Here is a 25,636-nt window from a genome sequence, read left to right as displayed (position 1 = left end):
TGATGGGTTTTAAAGGAAAAAAGGCAGGAGCTGTTATTAGCGCCCTTGCCTTATTGACAAGTATGATATTTGCCGGCTGCGGCGGTGATAATCAACAAGCCGCTGGGAAGACTCCTGTAAAGGCTATGAAGGTACTCCAGCAGGATACAAATGTCTCCTACAGCTACCCGGGACAGCTGAAGGGCACAGATGATGTTGAGGTACATTCCAGAGTTTCCGGCAGTATAATGGAAAAGTATTTTAAAGGCGGCGACACTGTTGTTGAGGGCCAGCCTTTGTACCGCATTGATTCCAGACAGTATGAATCTGCAGTTATTGAGGCCCAGGCCAATCTTCATAAGGCCGAGTCTGATCTCAGAACAGCCCAGGATGATTTGTACAGGGATGAAATGCTCTTTAGCGAAAAAGCTATTTCCGAGCAGGAACTCTTTAATCAGAGAGAAAACGTGAAGGCAAACATGGCCACCGTTGACTCTGAAAGGGCAGCTGTGAGAAAGGCCCAGGAAAATCTTGACGATACCATCGTTTACGCTCCTATGAGCGGCAGACTTTCCGTTGATGATGTGGCTGTAGGTACCTACGCCACCGCCGGAACCACCAAGCTGGTATCCATCGGTTCCCTTGATCCTATTTATGCCCAGTTCAGCGTCAGTGAGACAGAATATCTGGATATTCTGGCCAAGGCAGAGGAAGAGGGTACGTCGTATGCTAAAGGTTCTGAAGCTCTGCCGGATGTGAAGATTGTCCTTTCAAATGGGTATGAATATCCATTGGTGGGCAAGCTCACTGCAGCAGACCGCTCCTTTAATGATAATTCTGGTTCACTTACCATAAAGGCACTTTTCTCCAATCCGTATAAGACATTGCTCCCTGGTATGTTCGCCCGCGTTAAGTTCTTTGATGTAATGGTGAAGGACGCTGTCCTTGTACCTCAGAGAGCTGTTCAGCAGCTGTTGGAGGAGTCCTTTGTTCTTGTAGTTGATGAGAATGGCAAATCACTTTCCAAGAACGTTGTTTTGGGTGAAAAGGTAGGCAGCTATTATATAGTTAAAAAAGGTGTAACCAAGGACGATACTGTTATCGTGGACGGTTTGACCAACCTCCAGTCCGGCAAGGATCTGGATGTAACTATGGTAACTGCTGATGATATGGGATTCTCACTTAAAGAAACTTCTGATATTGTAAACAAGTCCTAAGGAGGCGGGAATTATGGCTCGATTTTTTATACATCGCCCGATTTTCGCCATTGTAATAGCCCTTATTATCGTTATCATGGGTACATTGGCGGGCTTCAGCCTGCCAATTGCCCAGTATCCTCAGATAAGCCAGCCGACTATTAATGTCAGCACCACCTACACTGGTGCCAACGCCAGTGTAATAAACCAGACGGTGGCCCAGGTTATTGAGGAGCAGGTTAATGGTACCCAGGGCATGGATTATATGTCCTCCACCTCCGATGATAGCGGAAGCTACAGTCTGGATGTGATGTTCACTTTGGGAACAGACGGCAACATGGACTCCGTATTGGTACAGAACAACGTTTCCATCGCCAATGCAAGTTTGCCATCCGACGTACAGGAAACTGGTGTTACCACGAAAAAGTCCTCAAGTGATATGACTTATTTGTTCGCCATGGTTTCTCCAAATGGTACATTTAAGCGTACTTTTTTGATGAACTATGCGGATATTTACATTGTTGATAGTCTGAAGCGTATTCCGGGCGTAGGTGAGGTAACCTCCTTCGGTTCCACCTATGCCATGCGCGTGTGGCTGAACCCTGATAAATTGGCTGAGCTGGGCATTACCATTTCTGAGGTTAAGAATGCCATTGAGGAACAGAATGTCCAGGCTCCTGCGGGAACCATAGGTCAGCTTCCTACCCCTGCCAATCAGGAGAAGCAGTATACTGGCAGCTTGGAAGGACGCCTTGTAACTCCGGAGCAATTTGGCAATATTATTTTGAAGACAAATTCCGATGGCTCCTGCGTATATCTTAAGGATGTGGGACGTGTAGAGACTGGTGCCAAGACAACTTCCGTAATTTCCGACTGCGATGGTGCCCCGGCTGCTGGTTATGGTATTAAGCTTACTGATGATGCCAATGCCATGGAGACCATTGGTTCAGTCAAGAAGATTTTGGCGGAAGCCTCCAAGGATTTCCCTGATGATATGGTATATGTTCCTATCATCGATAACACTGAGTTTATTACCGAGTCCATCGGTGAAGTAGTACAGACCTTTAAAGAGGCGCTGGCTCTGGTTATAATCATCGTGTTCATTTTCCTTCAGAGCTGGAGAGCAACCCTTATTCCGGTTCTGGCTATTCCAGTTTCACTGGTTGGTACATTTGCCAGCTTTATCATTTTGGGATTTTCCATTAACACCCTGACCCTTTTTGCAATGGTATTGGCAATAGGTCTGGTAGTAGATGACGCCATAGTTGTGGTGGAAAATGTTGAATCCCACATGCAGCGTGATGGTCTGGGGCCTGTTGAGGCCACGGAAAAGGCCATGGACGAGGTGCAGGGCCCTGTTGTGGCAATTGCCTTCGTTTTGTCTGCGGTATTTATTCCGGTAGCCTTCATTTCGGGAACAACTGGTGTGCTTTATCGTCAGTTCGCTTTGACCATTGTGGTATCAATGGCATTGTCGGCCTTCGTTGCACTGACACTTACGCCAGCCCTTTGTGCCACTTTGCTTAAGCCCCATGATCCAAATTCCCATTCCGATAAGAAGAATTTCCTTGACAGATTCTTTGACCGCTTCAATGCCTGGTTTGACCGTACCCAGAACCGCTACACTGGCGGTGTTGCATGGGTTATTGATCATGCCAAGACGGGTTTGGCTTCACTGCTGGTAATCTGCGTATTGGCGGGCTTCTTCTTCACAAAGCTGCCGTCCACCTTCGTTCCGGACGAAGACCAGGGCTATTTCATCGTATCATTGACAATGCCTGAGGGCACATCCCTGAATCGCACATACGATGCTTTGGATTCCTATGCTGCAGAACTGAAGGAAGCACCGGGTATTGCTCACATTCTGAAGGTTTCCGGTTATGATGTACTTTCCTCTGGTACCAAATCAAATGCGGGTACTCTGTTTATAGCTTTGGACAACTGGGGTAAGCGTACCACCGATGACCTTTCTATTATGTCAATTATCAAAAATTCCAATATTTTGGGACGCAAACATAATGAGGCCCAGATTATGGGTATTCTTCCTCCGTCTCTCCCTGGCCTGGGTATGGTCGGCGGCTGGAACATGCAGCTGCAGGATGTAACTGGTCACACGGATCAGGAGCTGGATACTCTCCTAAAGGAAATTTTGGCAGCAGCCAACCAGCGGCCTGAGCTTGCTATGGTATACAGTACCTTCTCCATTGATTCACCAATTTGCAAATACGATGTGGACAGGGAAAAGGTTAAGCAGATGGGTGTAAATCTTTCAGATGTATTTACAGCACTGCAGATTAACTATGGTGGTACCCAGGTGAACGATTTCGTTCAGTTCGGTCGTACATACAAGGTTATGATGCAGTCCGATGCCCAGTATCGAAGTGCGTCCGAGGCCTTGAAGTTCTGCTTCGTAAGAAATAAAGACGGGGCCATGGTTCCTTTGGACAGCCTTCTTACTCCGAAGCTTTCCACATCTACTTCAGTTATAACCAGATTTAATGGTGCAAGAAGTATTGGTATTCAGGGTTCTGTTGCCGAGGGCTACAGCTCCGGCCAGGCCATGGCTGCCATGGAACAGCTTGTAAAGGAAAAAGCACCTGCCGGCTACATGATTGAATGGTCGGGCCAGAGCCGTGAGGAGAAGAAGTCCGCGGGATCCACCGGGCAGATTATGTTGCTTTCAATAGTATTCGTATTCCTCTGTCTGGCTGCCCTCTATGAGAGCTGGAGCGTTCCGTTTGCCGTACTTCTGTCAGTTCCGACAGGACTCTTTGGAGCCTTCTTCGTTCAGTACAGCCTGCTGATGATTGAAGCCATGTGCGGTTATATGAACGGAGGACTTCAAAACAGCGTTTACATGCAGATTGGCGTAATTATGCTTATGGGTCTGGCGGCCAAGAACGCCATCCTCATAGTTGAGTTCGCCAAGGCCCGTGTAGATGCGGGAATGGACCCTATAAAGGCCACCATCGAGGCTGCGGGATTGCGACTCCGTCCAATTCTTATGACCTCCCTGGCCTTCATCATCGGCTGTCTGCCACTGGCCACTGCCAGCGGTGCCGGTGCAGCTGCCAGAAACAGTATGGGTACAGCGGTAGTAGGCGGTATGCTCTTTGCCACCTCCTTGGGAATATTCCTTATTCCTGTACTCTACTGCGTGGTAATCTGGGTATCCCAGAAGTTTACGAAGAAAAAGGAAGCCTTAATGGATAAAAAATAGTAATAAAATGTGAACTTGTCCCAGCCATAAATATTTGGCTGGGACATTTTTTGGGGGTGGACAATTTTTTATAACGCCATTGTTCAAATTTTTCTTCTTTAGAAGAAAAATCTTCCAATTAGCGTTTCAACGAGCTGGGAGATATTCTCACCAGCTGTTGTAGTTTGTTTTCCCCCACCTAAAGAGGAAGGGGACATCTTAAAGCTCGTTATTATTTTTTGTAATACATCCTCTTCTGATTCGTATGTAATGATTGAAAGGCATTATTTAATCATCTGCGATCAAATAGGAGAGAAAAGATGGAAAAATTGATGTATTCCAAAACAAACAATTTATTACTGCCATGCTTCAGTCCTGTTAATAAAGGAATAATTTCCGGCAGTGCTGCCGCCCAGGATAATATTTTAGAGGGATGTCATCAGCGGGCCCAGATGATTTATAACATGGCAATAGCCAAGGAACAATACATCACCATGGATATGCTGGATATAGCCAAAAAGCTGGATACTGCCATGGTGGGACTTGAGCATTCCATCAAAACAGCTTCCAGCATCAAGAAAAAGATTGAACGCCTTACCTACGAGGCATTGTTGGAAGGTGAGCCCCCAAAGAAGGATTACGTTTATGTGGCTGAATTGGGTGATCTGATTCGCTATACTGAGCTGGTTCAGCATGATGAAATGGCTGATAAGGTTCGTAACACAGTGCTGCTTCTTGAGGATAAGGGGTACATTTTATATGAATTAGACAATAAATATCTTGTTCGTAAGGGTCGTTATAAGGCAGTTCATCTTAATGTTTTAAGCCCATCCGGCCAGACCTTTGAAATACAGATACACTCCCGGGAGACTCTGAAGGCCTATCATTTTACCCACAAGTTATATGAGGAATGGCGAAAGCCGGAAACCAGTGTTGCACGAAAAGCAGTCCTTCATGCAATCATCAGGAATACCTATGATAATTTGCCATTACCTACAGGAATATACCAGTTGAAAAATTACAAAAGGGCTATCTGATCTCTATATTAGGCGCAAATTGAATAATTATAAAAAAGACTTGCACAGTATGGTCTGAGGCTTGAGATATGTTCTCAAGCCTTTTATTATTTACCTGTTTTTGTTATAATATAACGAGTGTTTCAAATTAATCCTATGCTGAGGATATACAAGGCTGAAGGATTCTATATAGAGGTGAATATTTTGCAGAAAAAAGTAACTAAACGCTCCAAGGATAAGGAGAAGAAGGATACTAAAAATAAATCCAAAAACAAGTCCACCAATAAAGCAGCCAAGGCTGCAAAGGAGACTGAAGCAGAGGTAGCTGAGCCTTCCACAAGAAAGTTTGAAATTATCGGCGTAATATTTGTGGCAATTGGCCTTATTACCCTGTGCGGTCTTGCTGGGGTCAATGTGGGCTATGTGGGAACATACTTTGCCCAGTTCCTGAAGTATTTCTTTGGTGTTGGCTGTGCTGTTGTGTCCCTGCTGTTTATTGTGGTGGGTGGCTATCACATTATGCAGCATAAAAGGGTGGGCTTTACCAAGACTTCATTGGGTGTTATACTGCTCCTTATTTCCCTGTTGGGGCTTTATCACCACATGGTTATTCCCGCGGGCTCCGAGATTTTGCCCGGCAGCCTGGCAGATGGCGGCGGCATCGTAGGTGGAGCTTTGACCTTTATTCTCCATAAGCCTCTGGGCAATGCGGGAACTGTAATTATCTTTATTGCGGCCATTATTGGCTCCATTCTTTTGGCTACCCCTTGGTCCCTGGCCCAGGGCATACTTAACACAAAGGCAGTATCTGAAAAGGGTGCAGATGTGGCCATGGATATGGCAGAGACGGTATATGACAATGCCAAATCCGTAGGCAGCAAGGTGGGGAACAAGGTCCATAACCATGTGGAGGAGCAGGTTCAGAAATTTAAGAACAGAAATTCCTTCTATGATCAGAGCCGTGATGACTCCTTCATGGATGATGGGCCTGAAATGGGGGATATTTATGCCCAAAATTCCGATGGCCAGGTTTCTGCCAATGGCTATGATTCTGTAGGGGATATTGAGCCTATTATAGATCTTTACAAGCAGGATAATGTGCCGGAATGGCAGGCCCCTAACCAAAGGAAAAATAATGTTCCCTTTGACAGTCCGTATTTTAATGAGTCGGCCACTGATGGAGATTTTTTCAACAAACCATATTCAAGGCAGTCCCAAAACAACCAGTCCCAGGACAGCCAGGCTCAAAATAACCAGTCCCAGAGCAGTGGAACAGGCCTTTATGAGTCCATGTTTGACAGTCCTGATATGAATGGGGCTGGTACTTCTGTAGCTGGTGGGGCTTCTGTTATTACTGCCCCAAATGGGGAGGAATATATCAGCGAATTTGCCTACAAGGCCGCCGGCAATCTGGACAAAAATCTTAAAAATCTCGATACCTCCGGCTTTAAAAATATTCACACCAATAAGATTGGACCCCGTACCTTTGATAATTGGCGCTTAAAGAAAAAAATGGCTGCTGATTTCGATGATGAGGATGATATTCTTGATGTGGCAGACGCCCCTGAATCCGAGGAGGATCTGGATTTCCTTCTGGAGCAGAGGGAAAATGTGGCTGAAGCTGCTGATAATAGTGAAATCGGTGAAAGCTCAGACACTGTACTGGAAGCAGAGGATGAGTCTGATATTAATGAAGGTGGCATTGGTGAAGACTCGGAAAAACCAATGATCGTGGCCTCTATTGATGACCTTCTGGATGATGAGGACGAGTCTGATGACGTTGAAACTGATGACGTTGAAACTGATGATGAGTCTGATGATGAGTTTAATGATGCTGAAAATACTGATAATGCTGAGTCTGACAGTAATGAGGACAGTGTAGACAGGGATTTTAAGATAGATTTCAGCTCCGATCACGAAGGTGAATCTTCCTTCACCCAGAGTCTTCCAGATGATGATATTGACGATAATGTGGCTTCAAGCGCTGTTTCAAGTGCAGCTGCTCTTGGGGCCTCAAAGGTTGTTTCTATTGAAGCAGCCAAGGCTGCGGGAGCTGCAGCGGCAGCAGGGGAAGTGGACAAGCTGGCCCAGGCCGCAGCATTAAGTGCCCAGAATCAGGAGGAAAAGGAAGAACTGCCTCCTTATGAGGTGCCTGATGTTAAGGATGTTCTTAAGGAGGTCGTGAAGGAAAAGGACGACAAGCTGGAGGCGGAAATCCAGTCAAAGGCCAAGGTCCTTGCCCAGACCCTTAAGGATTTCAAGGTTAATGCAACTATTTTGGGAGCAACCCACGGCCCTGCAGTAACCCGCTATGAGGTTAAGCTGGCTCCGGGGGTAAAGGTGAACAAGCTCACCGGCCTGGCTGACGATATTGCCCTCAGTATGGCGGCTACATCTGTGCGTATTGAGCAGATTCCGAACCGTTCCACCATTGGTATTGAGGTGCCAAACCGCAAGCTGGAAAGCGTTCCCCTCCGTGAAGTGCTGGAAAATCCGGCCTTTGAGGAGGCCAAATCCCGCCTTACTGTAGGCTTTGGCAAGGACATCAGCGGCAAGGCCATATTTGGCAATCTGGCGGATATGCCACATTTGCTGGTGGCTGGTGCCACTGGCTCTGGTAAGTCTGTATGCATAAACACAATTGTTACCAGTATTTTATTCAAGGCCAAGCCAGATGAGGTCAAGTTCATTATGATTGACCCTAAGATGGTGGAGCTGTCCATTTATAATGAAATTCCACATCTGATGGTGCCTGTTGTTACAGACGCCAGAAAGGCCGCTTCTGTACTTAACTGGGCTGTTCAGGAGATGGAGAAGCGCTATGGCCTTATTGCCCAAGCAGGGGTAAAGAATATTGAGACCTACAATAAGTATTATGCCGATGAAAAGGACAAGCAGATGTCCTCTGTGGTTATTATTATCGACGAGCTGGCTGACCTTATGATGGTTGCTCCACATGACGTGGAGGATGCAATCTGCCGTCTGGCCCAGAAGGCCCGTGCTGCGGGGATTTATCTGGTGTTGGCAACCCAGCGCCCGTCTGTAAACGTTATAACAGGCGTTATTAAGGCCAATATTCCGTCCCGAATTTCCTTCGCCGTTACCTCCCAGATTGATTCCAGAACTATTTTGGATTCTGCGGGAGCTGAAAAGCTGCTGGGCAAGGGCGATATGCTATTTAAGCCTCAGACAGAGCCAAAGGCCATCCGCGTTCAGGGAGCCTTTGTCAGCGATGCTGATGTAGAGCTTCTTGTGGAGCGCATCAGACAGCAGGGCCATAAGCTGGAGATTAATCAGGAGATTATCGATTTCACCAACAGGGCCGAGCAGGAGGCCGAGGGTGGCGATGGGGACGGCGGCAAGATGAAGAGCTCTGTGGATGAGCTTCTCCGTCAGGCTGTGGAGCTTGTTATGCAGACAGGCAATGCCTCTGCTTCCAGCTTCCAGCGCCGTTATCACATTGGCTTTACCCGTGCCGGCCGACTCCTTGATACCATGGAGCAGCTGAAAATTGTGGGGCCACCTCAGGGCAGTAAACCACGGGAAATTTTGGTAACTGAGGATCAGGCCTTTGAAATCATGGATAAATTGGAAGAACATTTGAAAGAAGAGAATTAAGTGGCATTAGGAAAAATAAATATGCTGGAGGGCAGCATCTGGGATAAGATTTTAAAATTTGCTATCCCCCTTGCCTGCACCAGCATTATGCAGCAGCTGTTCAATGCAACAGACGTTGCTGTGGTTGGTCAGTTTGTGGGCAAGGAGGCCCTGGCTGCGGTTGGTGCCAACGCCATTGTCATCAATCTCATGCTGAACCTGGTTATTGGTCTTTCCATTGGCGCAAATGTGGTTTGTGCCATGCGCATTGGCTCCAAGGATTACCTTCGCATTAAGAAGACCATTCATACCTCCATTGTGCTGGCTGTCACCAGCGGTATTGTGATGGCCGTTTTTGGGGTGTATTTTGCCCCGGATATTTTGCGTATGGTGGATACCCCGGAGCATATTATGGACCAGGCGGTGCTGTATCTCCGTATCCTTATGGGTGGCGTGCCAATTATGCTGGTGTATAACTTCGGTGCCTCTCTTTTAAGGGCCAAGGGGGATACAAAGCGTCCCCTTTACGCCATGCTGTGTGCGGGAACCATCAACGTGCTGTTGAATCTGTTTTTCGTTACCCAGCTGGGCTGGGCAGTGGAGGGCGTTGCCATTGCCACGGTAATAGCCAGCTGTGCCAGTGCAAGTCTGATGGTGTATTGGCTCCATAACGAAAAGGGACCTATGCAGCTTCGCTTTGACAAGCTCAGCGTGGATAAGTCCATACTTATTCATATTTGCAAGGTGGGATTGCCCACCGGCTTCCAGGGCATGGTGTTTTCCTTTTCCAACGTAGTTATTCAGGTGGCCTTAAATAATTTAGGTGCCGAGGTGGTGGCCGCCACTGCTGTTGCCCTGAATTTTGAGTTTGCAGGATTCTTTATTTTGCAGGCCTTTTCCCAGGCCGCAACCACCTTTGTGGGGCAGAATTACGGTGCCAAGAATATTGCCCGCTGCCGTCGGGTTATCAAGGTTACATTGGGAATCAGCACATTGATTACAGGCTCTGTAAGTATTGCCTTTGCTGTATTTGCCTATCCCTTGGCGGAAATATTTACCGCTGATCCTGCGGTATTGGAATACGCCGCAATCCGTATCCGTTATATTCTTACCTTTGAGATAATTAATATATTCATTGAGACACTTAGCGGTGCCATGCGCGGCGTGGGATATTCCCTGGTTCCGGCCATTGCATGTATGCTGGGTGTCTGCGTGTTCCGTATTTTTTACGTTTATACTATTTTTGCGGAGTATCCTACCTTTGAGGTGCTCATGGCGGTATATCCAATCAGCTGGAGCGTAACGGTCTTTGTAATAGTGGGGCTGTATATTCACGTGTTTAATCGGGTGGAGAAGAAGCTATGGAAGAAAAAAATGGCTTAATTATTGTTCATACGGGAAACGGCAAGGGAAAGACCACGGCGGCCCTTGGCCTTGCCATAAGGGCCTGGGGTGATGGCCTGCGGGTTCTTATTTTGCAGTTTATTAAAGGCGGCTGGAAATACGGGGAAATTGAAACCATTAAAAAACTGGGGGAAATGGACGGACGTATTGAGCTGAGAAGGCTTGGCAAGGGCTTTCAGCGAAAGACTGATGATAAGACAGAGCATATTGAGGCAGCCCGGGAGGCACTTAAAGCCGCCGGGGAGGCCTTTGAATCGGGGAACTACGACCTTATAATCCTTGATGAGATTAATTATGCCGTAAAGTTTGAACTGATTTCCATTGAAGATGTGAAGGTGCTTCTGGCCAAGCGCCCTGCGGAGCTTCATGTTGTTCTCACTGGCCGTGATGCCAGTCCGGAGCTTATTGACATGGCAGATCTTGTGACTGAGATGAAGCTTATAAAGCACCCTTACCAAAAGGGCATCAAGGCACAGAAGGGGATAGAGTTTTAAAAAAATACGGGGCCTGTCATGGGATAGGGGGATGTCCTTATCCCATGCCACCCGTATTTATAAATATTCTCCCATGTTGATATTAAAATTTATTAGTGTTATAATGAGCACAAGAAAAGAGACAGCTGATGGCGTTAGTCAGCTTCCTCGGAGTATTCTTTAGAAACCGACCACGGCGAATGGTCGGTTTTGTCTTTATCTGAGGATTTACTTCAACAGATTAAACACGGTAACGACAAGAGTTAGAAGGGCTACCAACAAGGATAGCTGTTCATAAAGACTCATAGTCACCACCTCCTTTAAGGAGGAAACCGACACATCAACTGTCTCTCGATTTGTATTATAATATAAAATGTATGTTCTATCAAGAAGTATCCGAACTGCTGCACGTTGGTGTGGCAGTTTTTTATTTCTTTAATGTTTTATAATAATTATACGGGTCCTGTCATGGGATAGGGGGATGTCCTTATCCCATGCCACCCGTTTGTTTCAGTAATATATTTTGAAGGAAAAACAGCTGTATTTGGCGAATATGGTCCTCAGAGTTGGTTTTAAAAGAAAGTGAATGATAATAATAAAAAGTATAGAAAGGAACTGATGATTATGAAAATGAATCTTAAAAAGAAGCTTGCTGTGGCAGTGCTTGCTGGCCTTTTGACGGGTAGTGTGAGCTATGCCACTCCTTCTGTGACGGAGCGTGAGAGCCTGAACCAGGTGGCACTATTGCAGTCATTGGCCCAAGGATATTTTGGGGGCACGGTTACAGTACGGGATATGAGATCTCTTGGTGATGTGGGTATCGGTACCTTTGAGGGGCTTAATGGTGAAATGATTATGCTGGACGGCACGGTGTATCAGGCCCTGGGAGACGGACGGGTTATTGTGGCTGACGACAAGACCGCCGTTCCTTATGCCACTGTGACTTATTTTGACGATGATGTTGCCCTTGATCTGAAGGATATCGGCGATAAGGCAGCCTTTGAAAAAGCACTGAACGAGGAAGTGAAAAAGTGCGGGGAAAACAGCTTTTATATGATAAAGCTCCATACGGAATTTTCCTCAATTTTGTTCCGCAGTGAATACGGCAGCCAGAAGCCTTATCCTACGCTGGTGGAAGCCCTAAAGGGAAAGCAGACGGAGTTTACTGCCAATAATATCAGGGGCACCCTGGTTGGCCTGTACTGCCCGAACTACATGGCAGGGCTGAATTCTCCGGGTTGGCACTTCCATTTTATTTCCGATGACAGAAAGCAGGGTGGACATATCCTTGAACTGTCACTGAAGCGGGGTACTGTTTTGCTTGATAAGACGGATAAATTCACCATGATAATCCATGATGATCCTCATTTCCATGAATTTAATCTGGCTAAGGACATGAGCAAGGACATCAGAAGTGCCGAGCAGGATACCCAGGCCAACATGAATAAATAAGGATGAACAACAACATAAAGGAAAATGTGGCAAAGAGAATAGCAGCTTTTCATGGGAAAAGAATTAAGTAAGGAGATGATAGCATCATGCACAAAGGGATAAACAGGCTGTTTACAGCCTTTCTGGTACTTTTGATGGTGGCAGGAATAAGCTGCTGTTCCGCAAAAGATGCTGACAGAACACTGGCAGACCTGGTGGTTTATGGCAAGATTTTCACCTCCGAAGACAATCAGCTGGTTGAAGCCTTTGCTGTGAAGGATGGCAAATACGTCTATGTAGGAGACAGACAAGGAGTCCAGAAATATATTGAAAACGGCATAACCCAGGTGCTGGATTATAATGGGAAGGGACTGGTAATGCCTTCCTGCGGCAACGGTCATGCCCATTATTCCATGGGATATGCAATACAATCAGTTGGAACCATGGTTGACAGGGAAGCCAGTGTGGAAGATTTTCTGACTAAGGTTGTTCCGGCTGCTGTGGAGAAGTCAAAGGCTAATGGGGCTACGTCTATCTTCGGGGAGGGGTGGAATATAATGACTTTTCAGAAAAATATGCCCACCCGTCAACAGCTGGATGCAATTTGCAGCGATATTCCCATGTACTTTGCAGATGAGGAATGCCATAAGGGCCTGGTAAACACCATCTGCCTGGTAAGAGCCGGCATTATGAAGGAAGATGGCACTGTGCTTAGGAAAGAAATACGCGGTGGTGAGATTGTGATGGGGGAAGACGGCACTCCTACCGGTTATCTTAAGGAACAGGCCGGGACCTATGTACGCTCATTCCTGGACAATGAAAATCTCTTTCCTGTTGACATGGCGAAAGCAAATATGAAAAAAATTCAGGAGCAGCTGTTGTCAGAGGGCTATACCATGTACCTCGATGGTTACTCATCCTATTTCTTTAATGATAATTTCTATGAGGCAGCCCAGCAGATGGACAAGGCTGGTGATATGCACTTTGTATTGGGGACGGCATACGAAATGGATAGCTGGATGGATGTGGATGAAGTCCTGGCCAAAGCCGAAAACGCCAAAAAATATGCTTCTACCCGGGTAAAGACAAACTGGATTAAGCTCTTTATGGATGGTACGGTGGAAACTGGCACCGGCTATGTTGATCCCCTCTATCAGGACGGCCATCAGGGGATCCCGAACTGGTCAGAAGAGGAACTGACAAATATCACACGCAAGGCAAATGATAAAGGCCTGACCATGCATGTACATGTTATGGGCAACAAAGGTGTTAATTGTATTGTCAATGCCTTAATTAAGGGCGGAAATAAGAAAATGCGCAATACATTGGTTCATGTGCATAGTGCATTTCCATCGGATTACAAGCGTATGGCAGACAATAACATTTATGTCACCGAGGGGATGCTTTGGCATCATGACACCGATGAATCAAGGGCGGAGTTGAGTACCGTACTTCCTGAGGGAATGCAGGAAAAGGGGTATCCAATGAAATCCTATTTCGATTACGGTGTCAACATGTCCTCACATTCTGATTATCCTGCACTTTCTAACAGTCCTGATGATCCCTTTGGCATTATGGAGATTGCCGTAACAGGTGTATATTATCCAGAGAATGGAAAACCTTGGTGGAAAGAAGAACTCCTGTCCCGGGAGCAGGCCCTCACAGCTCTGACCATCAACGTTGCAAAACAAATGTTCATTGAAGATGAACGTGGCAGCATCAAAAAAGGAAAATATGCAGATTTCCTCCTTGTTGACAAGGATGTGCTGACCTGTCCTGTTACAGAAATTCACACAGCCAAGCCTGAAGCAACCTATTTCGAGGGACAACGGGTTTTCTATGGTACATCAATAGCATCAGTGGATTATGCCCTTTATTACTACAACATCAAGGATAATGTCGCTAAGAGAATTAAAGCTTTTCATGGGAAAAATTAAGTAAGAATATGGAACTGAGGTGGATGTGTATGAAAAAATTATTTGTACTGTTGATGACAGCTCTTCTGGTCTGCTTTATGACGGCCACTTCCTTCGCTGCTCCAAGTCAGGAGAAAATTGACAAGGAACGGGGAGAAATCGACGCTTTGTCAGTGACAGCCCTTAATAATCTGTATGAAAAGGTACCTTCGTCTCAAAGGGTTATCAAAAACTGTTACGCCTATGCAACGCTTAGCAATACGGGCATGAAGCTTGGGCTCTTTGGTGATGCCCACGGCAGGGGATTGGCCATAAATAATGAAACCGGGGAAAAGGTCTACATGCGCATGAAGGAAGTGGGACTGGGTCTCGGCCTTGGGATAAAGGAATACGACCTTATTTTTGTTATTGGCACGGAAAAGGCCTGGAGGGATTTTATTTCCGGGGATATTAAGTTTGCCGGTTCTGCGGAGGCTGCCGCCAATGACGGAGTAACAGGGGATTCCCTTGAAGGTGCCTCCATTGCCGCAGAAGGAATCTGGGTGTATCAGATGACGAAAAAGGGCCTGACCCTGGATGTATCAATTAAGGGAACTAAGATTTATGCAGACAAGAATCTGAATAAGAAATGACAGATGTGGCTTAATGATAAGTATGGTTCCTGCTGGTTGGTCAATGACTGGTCAGCAGGATTTTTTTATGTACGGCGGGGCCTGACATGGGAAAGGCCACCCGATTTATTGATACCATTTTCTGCTTAAGGTAAATGATAAGATACAGTTTTAAACGAACCCGAAATATGATAAAATAAATCATATGTGACTTAGTAATCACGTGAGAATTATATATTTAGGCAGGTGTGTATTTATGAGATCAGATGTTGTAAAAAAAGGCGCCACCCGTTGCGCCCATCGTTCCCTGTTTAATGCCATGGGCTTTGGCCCTGAGGATTTGAAGAAGCCATTGATTGGTATCTGCAATTCCTTTAATGAAGTAATACCAGGCCATATTCATCTCAAGGAGATTGCGGAAGCAGCCAAGCTGGGGGTTGCCGCAGCTGGCGGTACTCCTATGGAGTTCCCTGCAATCGGTGTCTGCGATGGTATTGCCATGGGTCATACAGGCATGAAATATTCACTTGCCAGCCGTGAGCTGATAGCTGACTCCATTGAGGCAGTGGCCATGGCCACTGGTTTTGACGGACTTGTGCTTATTCCAAACTGCGACAAGGTTGTTCCAGGTATGATAATGGCAGCAGCCCGACTCAATATTCCTTGTATCGTTGTCAGCGGCGGTCCTATGCTGCCTGGCCGTTATCGTGGCAAGGACATCAGCGTAAGTCAGTCCTTTGAGGCGGCAGGTGAGTTTGCTGCGGGGAAAATCAGCGAGGCTGATATGACGGCCATTGAAGCTGTGGCTTGTCCTGGCTGTGGATCCTGTGCGGGGCTCTTTACTGCCAACACCATGAACTGCCTTACTGAGGCTCTGGGCATGGGCCTTCCTGGAAACGGCACAATTCCGGCTGCTTACAACGGCGCCCGCAGACTCCTGGCCAAGAGAGCCGGCGAGCGGATTATTGAGCTGGTGAAGAAGGATATTAAGCCTCGGGATATTTTGACACAGAAGGCCTTTGAAAATGCCATTACCGTGGATATGGGTATCGGCGGTTCTTCCAACACTGTGCTTCATCTCACTGCCATTGCCCATGAGGCGGGCATTGAGCTGCCAGCCCAGAAGTTTGATGAAATCAGCCATCGTACTCCATATATTGCCTGTCTCAGTCCTGCGGGACATCACCACATTGTGGATCTGAACGAGGCTGGCGGTATTTCCGCAGTTATGAAGGAGCTGTCCAAGAAGGGCATTATCCACACTGACGCCCTTACTGTCTGCGGCACTGTGGCAGATCGCATTGCCAATGCCAAGATTCTTCGCCCAGATGTAATAAAGACTGTGGAGGAGCCATATCGTCCAGAGGGCGGTCTTGCCATTCTCTCCGGAAATCTATGCCCTGAAAATGCCGTTGTGAAGGCTTCTGCAGTGGCTGAGGACATGCTGGTTTATTCCGGCAAGGCCAAGTGCTACAGTTCCGAGGAGGATGCTGTAAATGCCATTATGGATGGTGACATTCACGATGGTGACGTGGTGGTTATCCGCTACGAGGGCCCTAAGGGTGGTCCTGGCATGCAGGAGATGCTGAATCCTACTGCGGCTATAGTGGGCCGTGGCCTGAAGGTTGGCCTTATTACAGATGGCCGCTTCTCAGGAGCCAGCCGTGGTGCCTGCATTGGTCACGTATCCCCGGAGGCTATGGCCGGCGGTCCTATCGCCCTTATTGAGGACGGGGACATTATAGATATTGATATTCCAAATCGCAAGCTGGAGCTTCGTGTAGATGATGAAACACTGGCAAAGCGCAAGGCAGCATGGGTGAAGCCGGAGCCAAAGATCAAGCATGGCTATCTGGCACGCTATGCCAAGCTTACCACCTCTGCATCAAAGGGTGCTGTGGTGACAGCTGATTAAATTTTGAGGTTTTGTAAATGCATATTGTTCTTATTGAGCCGGAAATTCCCGGCAACACCGGTAATATTGCCCGCCTCTGTGCGGCCACCGGTATTGAGCTTCATCTGGTGAAGCCCCTTGGTTTTTTAATTGACGACAAGCACTTAAAACGGGCTGGTCTGGACTATTGGAGCATGGTGAAGGTCCACGTCCATGAAAATTTTCAGGAGGTGCTGGACAAATATCCAAACAATAATTTCCATTATTGTTCCACCAAGGCCCCAAGAGCCCATTCCGAAGCCACCTTCCAGCTTGATGACATGCTGGTTTTCGGCAAGGAAACAGCCGGTATCCCGGAGTCTATTTTGAAGGCAAACTGGGAAAAGTGCCTTCGTATTCCAATGATAGAAGGTGCCCGTTCACTGAATCTGTCCAATTCTGCGGCAATAGTGGCCTATGAGGCCATGCGCCAGCTGGATTATGCAAATCTCCAGCAGGTTGGGCCGGGACCGAGAAGTTAATTAGAGCCTTCCCCTCTGGGGAAGGTGGCAGCCGATAGGCTGACGGATGAGGTCATTACCATATTATTTAGGAGGAAAATTTTAAATGAGTATTTATGTTGTAGGACACAAGAACCCTGACACCGATTCCATCTGCGCTGCTATTTCCTATGCAGCACTGAAGCAGGCCATGGGAGAGGATGCTACTGCTATCCGTTGCGGTGAAATCAATAAGGAAACCCAGTACGCACTGGATTATTTCGATGTGGCTGCCCCAATTCTGGCAACCAAGGTTGAAGCTGGCCAGAAGGTTATCCAGGTGGACCACAATGAGGTGGCCCAGGCTATTGACGGTCTTGCTGATGCAGAGCTTCTGGAAATCGTTGACCATCACCGTTTCGGCGGTCTTAATACTGCAGGCCCTCTCTTTGTTCACACTGAGCCTGTTGGCTGTACTTCCACTATTATTGCCAACATGTTCTGGGACAAGAACATCACTATTCCAAAGGATATTGCAGGCCTTCTTCTGTCCGCTATTATGTCCGATACTGTTCTTTATAAGTCCCCAACCTGCACTGACAAGGATCACGATGCAGCTGAGAAGCTGGCTGAGATTGCCGAGGTTGATCTCCACGAGTATGCCATGGCAATGCTGAAGGCCGGTGCCGGCGTTGGCGACAAGACTCCTGAGGAGATTGCCAAGACTGATTCCAAGCCATTCAGCTTCGGCAGCTACAAGGCCCTTGTAAGCCAGATTTCCGTTATGGACACTGCTGAGGTTCTGGACATGAAGGCTGATATTACCGCTGCCATGAAGGCTATTTGCGATAAGGAAGGCTACAACCTTATTATGCTCATGGTTACCGATATTATTGAGGAATCCACTGATCTTGTATTCTACGGGGAGCCTAAGAAGCTCATTGCAGATGCCTTCAAGCAGGATATTGGCAGCGATTGTGACTGCATTCATCTGCCAGGGGTAATGTCCCGTAAAAAGCAGATTGTACCTCCTCTTACTGAGGCTGCTGCAAAATTCTAAGTGACTTGTACCCCTTCAGCCCGTTTTTATTGCTTAAATATGTGCTGGAGGGGTTATTTCTTTTCATCAACAACTAGGAGGATAACCTTGGATATTTTCAGTGGATTGAATCCCGCCCAAAGGGAAGCGGTGGAGTGCCTTGAGGGACCACTTTTGATAATGGCGGGAGCAGGCTCCGGAAAGACCAGAGTTCTGACCCATCGTATTGCAAATCTTTTAGACCATGGTGTATCGCCATACAGCATTTTGGCTATTACCTTTACCAACAAGGCGGCCACAGAAATGCGGGAACGTGTTGACCGCATGATTGGCATTGGCTCAAAGGATATATGGCTCAGTACCTTCCACAGCTTCTGTGCCCGTATTTTACGACGTGAGATAGAGGCTACTGGCATTTATCAGAAAAATTTTGTTATATATGATGCCAGCGATACCCAGTCATTGTTGAAAAAGTGCCTTAAGGAAATGAATCTCGATGACAAGCAGTATTCCCCAGGAGCTGTTCTGGGGGCTATTTCCAATGCCAAAAATCAGATGATGGGGCCTGTGGCCTTTTCCCAGCACGTCCGCACCAATGGCACCTTCTTCGACCAGAAGGTTTCCGAGGTTTATACCCTTTATCAGAGCAAGCTCCGCTCAAATAACGCACTTGATTTTGATGATCTGCTGCTGGTGGCCGTTTCCGTACTGGAGGAAAACGAGGAAATCAGAACCCGCTATCAGCGTCGTTTCAGATATATTATGGTGGACGAGTACCAGGACACCAACGGGGCCCAGTATGAGCTTACCAAGCTTCTGGCCGGGGGACACCACAATCTCTGTGTGGTGGGTGATGCGGACCAGTCCATTTACGGCTGGCGCGGTGCGGATATGCGCAATATCCTTAATTTTGAAAGCGATTATCCTGAGGCCCGGACCATTATGCTGGAGCAAAATTACCGTTCCACCAAGAAGATTTTGGCGGCGGCCAATGCGGTTATTGAGCATAATCCCAACAGAAAGAAAAAGGTGCTGTGGACTGACAACACCGAGGGAGACCCAATCACCACCTATCTGGCCTCCGATGAACGGGACGAGGCAAGATTTATATTGGACAACATCGTTAAGCAAAATACCTTGTTTAACACTCCTTATGGGGATATGGCAGTGCTGTACAGAACCAATGCCCAGTCCCGTATACTGGAGGAAGCCTTTATGCGCCAGGGAATGCCATATACCATGGTTGGTGGCCTGAAATTCTATGAGCGTATGGAAATCAAGGATATTATTGCCTATATGCGGGTGCTGTCAAATCCTTTTGACAGCGAAAGTCTCCAGCGCATTATCAATGTGCCACGCCGTGGCATTGGTGATACCTCCATTAGAAAATTATCGGCTTATGCCAATGAAAAGGAAATTTCACTTTTTGAGATAATTGCCAATCCGGATATCCTTAATGAAATTCCGGGCCTTACTGCCCGTACCAAAAATCCTTTGGGTGCTTTCTCCATGCTCCTGCTGGATCTTATGAACAAGCAGGACAGCATGACTGTTTCCCAGCTTATGGAGGAAATCATTGACCAAACTGGCTATATTGAGGCTCTGAAGGCGGACAAAAAGAAGGGGGAGGACAATACCTCCCGCATTGAAAATGTCCGGGAATTTGTGGGTGTGGCCAAGGATTTTGAAAAGACGGAAACTGAGACTGGTCTCTTTAATTTCCTTGAGCATATTTCCCTTATTACAGACCTTGACAAGACCGTGGAGGCTACGGACAGGGTTACCATGATGACCCTTCATGCAGCCAAGGGTCTGGAGTTCCCTGTGGTATTTATTGCGGGAATGGAGGAGGGTATATTCCCTCATTCCAGAAGTCTCGACAGTCCTGAGGAGCTGGAGGAGGAGCGCCGCACCTGCTATGTGGGCATTACAAGAGCTGAGCGGAAGCTGTTTTTGACTTATGCCTCCATGCGTACCATTTACGGACAGACAAGAGTTTATGATCCCTCCCGCTTCCTGGAGGAGATTCCGCCACAGTACAAGGAGGAGCTTTCTGCCAGAGGACCAAGAATGTTTGGGGGCAGCAGCTTTGGCAACAGCTATGGAGCCTATGGAAATAACAGGGGCCAGGTCAGCTCATATATGCCAAGATTTTCCCAGGGCAGCAGCGCCAATCGTCAGGGTCAGTCCATGTCTGCCATGGATGCTCTTAGACCATCCGGCCCTATAAAGCCCGATACCAGTATAGAGTGGAAGGCGGGGGACAAGGCGGTCCATGGCAAGTTTGGCACTGGAACAGTTGTGGCTGTAAAGGGCAGCGGTGATGACACCCAGCTTCAGATAGCATTCCCAAATCAGGGAGTCAAGATGCTGATGCTGAAATACGCCCCTATAAAGAAAGCTTAATTATATTAAAGAAGGCTCAAAATGGATATTAAAGAGATAAAAAAAGAGCTGGCGGCTCTAAGAAAAGAAATAAAATATCATAGCAATCTGTACTACAACAATGATGCCCCGGAGATTTCCGACTACGAATTTGACCAGCTTATGCTTAAATTAAAGAAGCTGGAGGCAGAGTATCCGGAGCTTATTACCAAAACATCACCAACCCAGATGGTAGGAGGTATAGCCAAGCGTGAGGCCGGTGTTTTGGTGGCCCATGATGTGCCAATGCTTTCACTGCAGGACGTTTTCTCAAAGGAAGAAGTAACATCCTTTGTTACCTCATTGCAGGAGCAGCTGGACAATCCGGAGTTTGTGGTGGAGGAAAAGATTGACGGCCTTTCCCTTGCCCTTCGCTACCGCAATGGGGAGCTGACCCAGGCCATTACCCGTGGTGACGGCGTTGTCCAGGGGGAGGACGTTACGGAAAATGCCAGGGTTATAAAGGATATTAAGCAGAAGCTGAAGGAGCAGGTTCCTTATTTTGAGATTCGTGGCGAGGTTTATATGAGCCGTGAGGCCTTTGAAAAGGTCAACGAACGTCAGGAGCTGCTGGGCATGAAGACCTTTGCCAATCCCCGCAATTGCGCTGCGGGAACCCTGAGACAGCTGGACAGCCGTATTACCAAGGAGCGTAATCTCTCCATGTTCGTATTCAACCTTCAGACTGCTGAGGGCATTGAGTTTGCCACCCACACCGAGGCTTATGAATTTATGAAGAAGCAGGGCATCAAGGTAATTCATAATTATCGGGTTTGCCATACTGCTGAGGAAGTGTTGGCAGCCATTGATGAGATTGGCGAATCCCGTGGCCAGCTGGAATACGATATTGACGGTGCAGTGGTGAAGCTGAACAGTCTTGCCCAGAGAGAGCAGCTGGGTGCCACCTCCAAGGTGCCCCGTTGGGCTGTGGCCTATAAATATCCTCCAGAGGAAAAGGAAACTGTTCTGAAGGAGATTGAACTGTCAGTGGGCAGAACGGGCCGCATTACCCCGACAGCCATTTTTGAGCCGGTGCAGCTTTGCGGCACCAAAGTGGAGCGTGCCACTCTGCACAATCAGGATTATATTGATGATCTGGATATCTGCATTGGGGATACCATCAAGGTGTTCAAGTCCGGGGAAATCATTCCAAAGGTTCGTGAAGTGGTGAAGGAAAAGCGTCCCGCCGGGGCTGTGCGATTTACCATTGGCAATATATGTCCAGCCTGCGGTGCAAAGGCCATAAGGGAGGAAAACACCTCTGATATCAAGTGTATCAATCCATCATGTCCGGCCCAGCTGGAAAATCACATCATTAATTTTGTTAGCCGTGATGCCATGAACATCAAGGGCATTGGTGAGCAGAATATCAAGGCTCTTATCGAAGCAGGCTATATCAAGGATATTGCAGATATTTTCCAGCTGAAAAATTATCGTGACGAGCTCATTGAAAAGGGAATTATTGGCAAGGAAAAGAACACGGACAAGGTGCTGGCGGTTATTGAGGAAGCCAAGAACAACGAGCCACAGCGGCTTCTCACAGGCTTTGGTATCTCCGGCATTGGCAAGGCCGCAGCCCGTGAGCTTATATTATACTTTGGCAGTATTGATGCCCTGGCGGCTGCTGATCTTGAGGCTGTAATGGAGGTCCGGGATATTGGAGAAATCAGTGCCAGGGCCATTTATGACTATTTCCGGGATGAGGTTAATGTTGACATTATCAACCGTTTGAAGGACCAGGGGGTAAATATGGTGCTGGAGGACACGGGGATAGTCAGCGATATACTGGCTGGAAAAACTGTGGTGGTAACGGGAACCTTGCCAACCCTCAGCCGCAATGATGCCAAGTCCCTTATTGAAGCCAACGGGGGCAAGGCGGCAGGAAGCGTATCAAAGAAAACAGATTATGTCCTGGCGGGAGAGGCTGCGGGCAGCAAGCTCACAAAGGCCCAGGAGCTGGGGATTCCCGTAATCGACGAGGCTGAATTCCTAAAAATGATAGGACAGTAATTATAATGAAGAAAAATCAAAATTCATTGCAAAAATATATAGTGGCGGACAAATACGGGGATATGACTGTGGAGGATTATCTTAAATCCGTTATGAAGGTTTCCTCCCGAAACCGCCAGCGTCTCTTTCGCTCCAAAAATGTATTTGTAAATGGCCGCCCCGTCCATTCCAAGCAGCGGGTTAAAGGCGGGGATATGGTGGCCATTCGCTTGTTTGCCGATGACACCTTTGGTGTAAAGCCCCAGATTGGCCCCGTGGATGTGCTTTATGAGGATGATGCTGTGATAGTGCTGAACAAGCCTGCCAATATGCTGGTGCATCCAACAGGCCAGACGGACAGCTTCACCCTGGCCAATTTTCTGGCTGGTTATTTTCGGGATAAGGGACAGATTATTACCATTCGTCCCCTTCATCGCCTTGACCGCGATACCACGGGCTGTGTCCTTTTTGCCAAGAAGCCTGAATATCAGACAAAGCTGGAGGCACAGCTTAAGGCCAGGACCATGCACCGCATATATACTGCAATAGTAATGGGGAAGGGAATCCTTGATGAATATCCCGACGGCCGCATTGAACAGGGTATTGGCAAGGTGCCGGGCATGGGCAACCGCCGCAGGGCTGATGACAAGGGGCAGTCTGCTGTAACCCATTTCAAGCTGGTGGAGGAAGTGGGGCCCAACACACTGTTGGAGCTGTGGCTGGAAACGGGCCGTACCCATCAGATAAGGGTCCACATGGATTATGCAGGGCACCCGGTTCTGGGGGATAAGATGTATGGCACCCCTTCAAGACTCATTAACCGCCAGGCCCTCCATGCCTCGGCCATTCAGTTTCAGCACCCCGTAACGGGGCAGATGATGGAAGTGAAGGCCCCATTGCCTGAGGATATGGTGGTCTGCATTGAAAAACTGAAAGCCTTCTGGGACTGAGAATAATATTCAAATATCTTTTTTGAAACACGTTATAAAATCTTTTTTATGACGTGTTTTTACTTTTTATGAATAAAATTATGGGAAAAATTTTTCTTTTTTTTTAAAAAAAAAGAAGGGAAATATATATTTGTGTAGAAATATTTACTCATAATTAGGATAGTAGTAGTCATTACTATGGTCAAAATCTTGGACACATGCTGAGGGGGAATTTTAAAAGGGGTGAAATTATAATGAATATGCAAAAGAAAGCAATTTTATTTTTTAGTATCTGTATTATAGCCGTCTGTGTGGCAATGGCATTTCTAGGATATCGGAATGCTGTATCAGGATTTGATAAGTCACTTACAGACAAGGCCTTGGATGATGGCATGTACTTGGCGGAGGTTATTGAGGGCAAGTACGCCGGTGCCTGGAGTATTAAGAACGGTCAGCTGTACAAGGGCGATGTTGTACTCAATGGCAAAACTGACAACATTGACCGTATCAGCGAGTATACCGGCGATGCCATTACCATTTTCCAGGGAGATACCCGTGTTTCCACCACGGTTAAAAAGGAAGACGGTTCCCGTGCCACTGGCACCAAGTGCTCTGAGGAAGTTGCAGAGCGGGTACTCAACAAGGGTGAAACCGTTAACATGGTAACCAAGGTTGTGGGCAAGGACTATTATGTATGCTACCAGCCTATTAAAGATTCAAGTAACAAAATTATCGGCATGTTGTTTGTAGGTGTTCCTGCATCTGACCTTGACGCAATGTCAAGCGTCTTCTTGACCAGCATGGCCATTGCCACTATTATCCTTATCCTAATTATGGGTGTGGTTGTTACCTTCGCTGTTCGTCATACCCTTCAGCCTCTGAAGTATGTTCAGAGTGCTCTGGAAAGTGTATCAAATGGTGATCTCAGTATTCCGGATCTTCAGATTGACGGTTCTGATGAAATTGCCCATTTGGCCCACGATACGAACAAGATGAAGAATGCCATCAGAACACTGATGTCCAACATTGCCCAATCAGCAGAGCAGGTTGCCGCTGCCAGCCAGCAGCTGACGGCTACTGCCAACCAGACTGGTGAAAGTATCCGGGTGGTTGCCAACAGTGCCGTAAAGATGGCCGAAAATAATCAGAATCAGGTCAGAGAGCTTGAAAATACCAATGGCAAGGTTACTGACATGAATCAGGATATGGGTGACCTTACCAGCTATTCCAACGATATGAAGACTGCAGCCAACAACAGTCTCAAGGGCGTTGAAAATGGACAGGTTACTGTTCGCAGGGCCATTGATACCATGCACAATATGTCCAAGCAGATTGATGCGTCCTCCGTTATTGTGGAGGCCCTTGGTCAGCGTTCTGCGGATATTGTTCAGGTTATTGAGACCATTTCCAATATTGCCAGCCAGACCAATCTGCTGGCCCTCAATGCAGCTATTGAGGCCGCCCGTGCCGGTGAGGCAGGCCGCGGCTTTGCCGTAGTAGCAGAGGAGGTTAGAAAGCTTGCTGAGCAGTCCGAGATTGCAGCCAAGAGCATTTCTGACATGATTACTACCATTCAGTCCGATACCATCAAGGCTGTTCAGGCCATGAAGGAAAATAACGAGGGTGTACAGGAAGGAACCAAGATTGTTTCCGAAGCCGGTGATGCCTTTGATCAGATTTCCGAACTTATTACAGACATGACCAACCAGATTGATGTATCACTGAAGGCCATTGAAAAGACCGGGGTTGTCTGCAACGATATTCAGAATATCATGGACAACGTGGTTCAGCTGGGTAACCGTTCCGCAGATGAGGCTCAGAGCGTAAGTGCTTCCACCGAGGAGCAGGCCGCCATGATGGATGAGATAGCCAGAGCAAGTAATTCCCTTGCTGAGCTGTCCCAGTCCCTCCAGAATTATGTAACCAAGTTCAGAATCTAAGATTTGGCCAATTAAATATACTAGCATTGAAATTCCTGGGGAATTGATTTGATGGTTCCCCAGGAATTTTTTTTGAAATAATGATAATTTTTTGAGCTTATTTTATTGAAGTTACATAAT

General features: G+C 47.2%; 16 protein-coding genes. All 16 read left to right on the top strand.

Annotated features, from left to right (window positions below; all coding sequences use genetic code 11):
* Window positions 1–2 precede the first annotated feature (2 nt).
* The 16 genes from T525_RS0103900 (at window position 3) to T525_RS0103825 (ending at window position 25,516) form a co-directional block, all read left to right on the top strand.
* Window positions 3–1,196, top strand: a complete 1,194-nt coding sequence (locus T525_RS0103900) for an efflux RND transporter periplasmic adaptor subunit (RefSeq protein ID WP_156945577.1) — start codon at window positions 3–5, stop codon at window positions 1,194–1,196.
* Between the two features lie 13 nt (window positions 1,197–1,209).
* Window positions 1,210–4,395, top strand: coding sequence for an efflux RND transporter permease subunit (locus T525_RS0103895; RefSeq protein WP_027406130.1), 3,186 nt, complete (start codon window positions 1,210–1,212; stop codon window positions 4,393–4,395).
* Between the two features lie 299 nt (window positions 4,396–4,694).
* A complete protein-coding gene (locus T525_RS0103890; protein WP_027406129.1) occupies window positions 4,695–5,411 on the top strand; it encodes a hypothetical protein in 717 nt (238 codons plus the stop codon).
* 183 nt (window positions 5,412–5,594) lie between these two features.
* On the top strand, window positions 5,595–9,008 hold the full coding sequence (locus T525_RS15475) for a DNA translocase FtsK (RefSeq protein ID WP_198022617.1): 3,414 nt from the start codon (window positions 5,595–5,597) through the stop codon (window positions 9,006–9,008).
* Window positions 9,009–10,370, top strand: coding sequence for an MATE family efflux transporter (locus tag T525_RS0103880; protein WP_156945545.1), 1,362 nt, complete (start codon window positions 9,009–9,011; stop codon window positions 10,368–10,370).
* Window positions 10,349–10,885 carry a cob(I)yrinic acid a,c-diamide adenosyltransferase gene (cobO, locus tag T525_RS0103875; RefSeq protein ID WP_027406127.1) on the top strand — a complete coding sequence of 179 codons (537 nt, stop codon included), beginning with the start codon at window positions 10,349–10,351 and terminating at the stop codon, window positions 10,883–10,885. The genes T525_RS0103880 and cobO overlap by 22 nt, the downstream gene beginning before the upstream one ends.
* A 603-nt stretch (window positions 10,886–11,488) precedes the next feature.
* A complete protein-coding gene (gene budA / locus T525_RS0103870; protein ID WP_027406126.1) occupies window positions 11,489–12,316 on the top strand; it encodes an acetolactate decarboxylase in 828 nt (275 codons plus the stop codon).
* 86 nt (window positions 12,317–12,402) lie between these two features.
* Window positions 12,403–14,232, top strand: coding sequence for an amidohydrolase (locus T525_RS0103865; RefSeq protein WP_027406125.1), 1,830 nt, complete (start codon window positions 12,403–12,405; stop codon window positions 14,230–14,232).
* Between the two features lie 29 nt (window positions 14,233–14,261).
* Complete coding sequence (locus T525_RS0103860) at window positions 14,262–14,843, top strand: YSC84-related protein (protein ID WP_027406124.1); 582 nt, start codon at window positions 14,262–14,264, stop codon at window positions 14,841–14,843.
* A gap of 235 nt (window positions 14,844–15,078) precedes the next feature.
* Window positions 15,079–16,737 (top strand): dihydroxy-acid dehydratase, encoded by a 1,659-nt coding sequence (gene ilvD, locus T525_RS0103855; RefSeq protein WP_027406123.1) that lies wholly within the window; start codon window positions 15,079–15,081, stop codon window positions 16,735–16,737.
* Between the two features lie 17 nt (window positions 16,738–16,754).
* Window positions 16,755–17,237, top strand: a complete 483-nt coding sequence (trmL, locus tag T525_RS0103850) for a tRNA (uridine(34)/cytosine(34)/5-carboxymethylaminomethyluridine(34)-2'-O)-methyltransferase TrmL (protein WP_027406122.1) — start codon at window positions 16,755–16,757, stop codon at window positions 17,235–17,237.
* Window positions 17,238–17,322: 85 nt separating this feature from the next.
* A complete protein-coding gene (locus tag T525_RS0103845; protein ID WP_027406121.1) occupies window positions 17,323–18,255 on the top strand; it encodes a manganese-dependent inorganic pyrophosphatase in 933 nt (310 codons plus the stop codon).
* Between the two features lie 87 nt (window positions 18,256–18,342).
* Window positions 18,343–20,640: a DNA helicase PcrA gene (gene pcrA, locus T525_RS0103840; RefSeq protein WP_027406120.1), complete on the top strand. Its 2,298-nt coding sequence runs from the start codon at window positions 18,343–18,345 to the stop codon at window positions 20,638–20,640.
* Window positions 20,641–20,661: 21 nt separating this feature from the next.
* Window positions 20,662–22,668 (top strand): NAD-dependent DNA ligase LigA, encoded by a 2,007-nt coding sequence (ligA, locus tag T525_RS0103835; RefSeq protein WP_027406119.1) that lies wholly within the window; start codon window positions 20,662–20,664, stop codon window positions 22,666–22,668.
* Window positions 22,669–22,673: 5 nt separating this feature from the next.
* Window positions 22,674–23,597 (top strand): RluA family pseudouridine synthase, encoded by a 924-nt coding sequence (locus T525_RS0103830; protein ID WP_027406118.1) that lies wholly within the window; start codon window positions 22,674–22,676, stop codon window positions 23,595–23,597.
* A 296-nt stretch (window positions 23,598–23,893) separates the two neighbouring features.
* Window positions 23,894–25,516 (top strand): methyl-accepting chemotaxis protein, encoded by a 1,623-nt coding sequence (locus T525_RS0103825; protein WP_198022611.1) that lies wholly within the window; start codon window positions 23,894–23,896, stop codon window positions 25,514–25,516.
* Window positions 25,517–25,636: the final 120 nt, after the last annotated feature.

It is taken from the genome of Anaerovibrio sp. RM50 (genome assembly GCF_000622005.1).
Taxonomy (GTDB): Bacteria; Bacillota; Negativicutes; order Selenomonadales; family Selenomonadaceae; genus Anaerovibrio.
The sequence above is the reverse complement of the archived record's forward strand: the minus strand, read 5'-3'. Positions and strand labels throughout refer to the sequence as shown.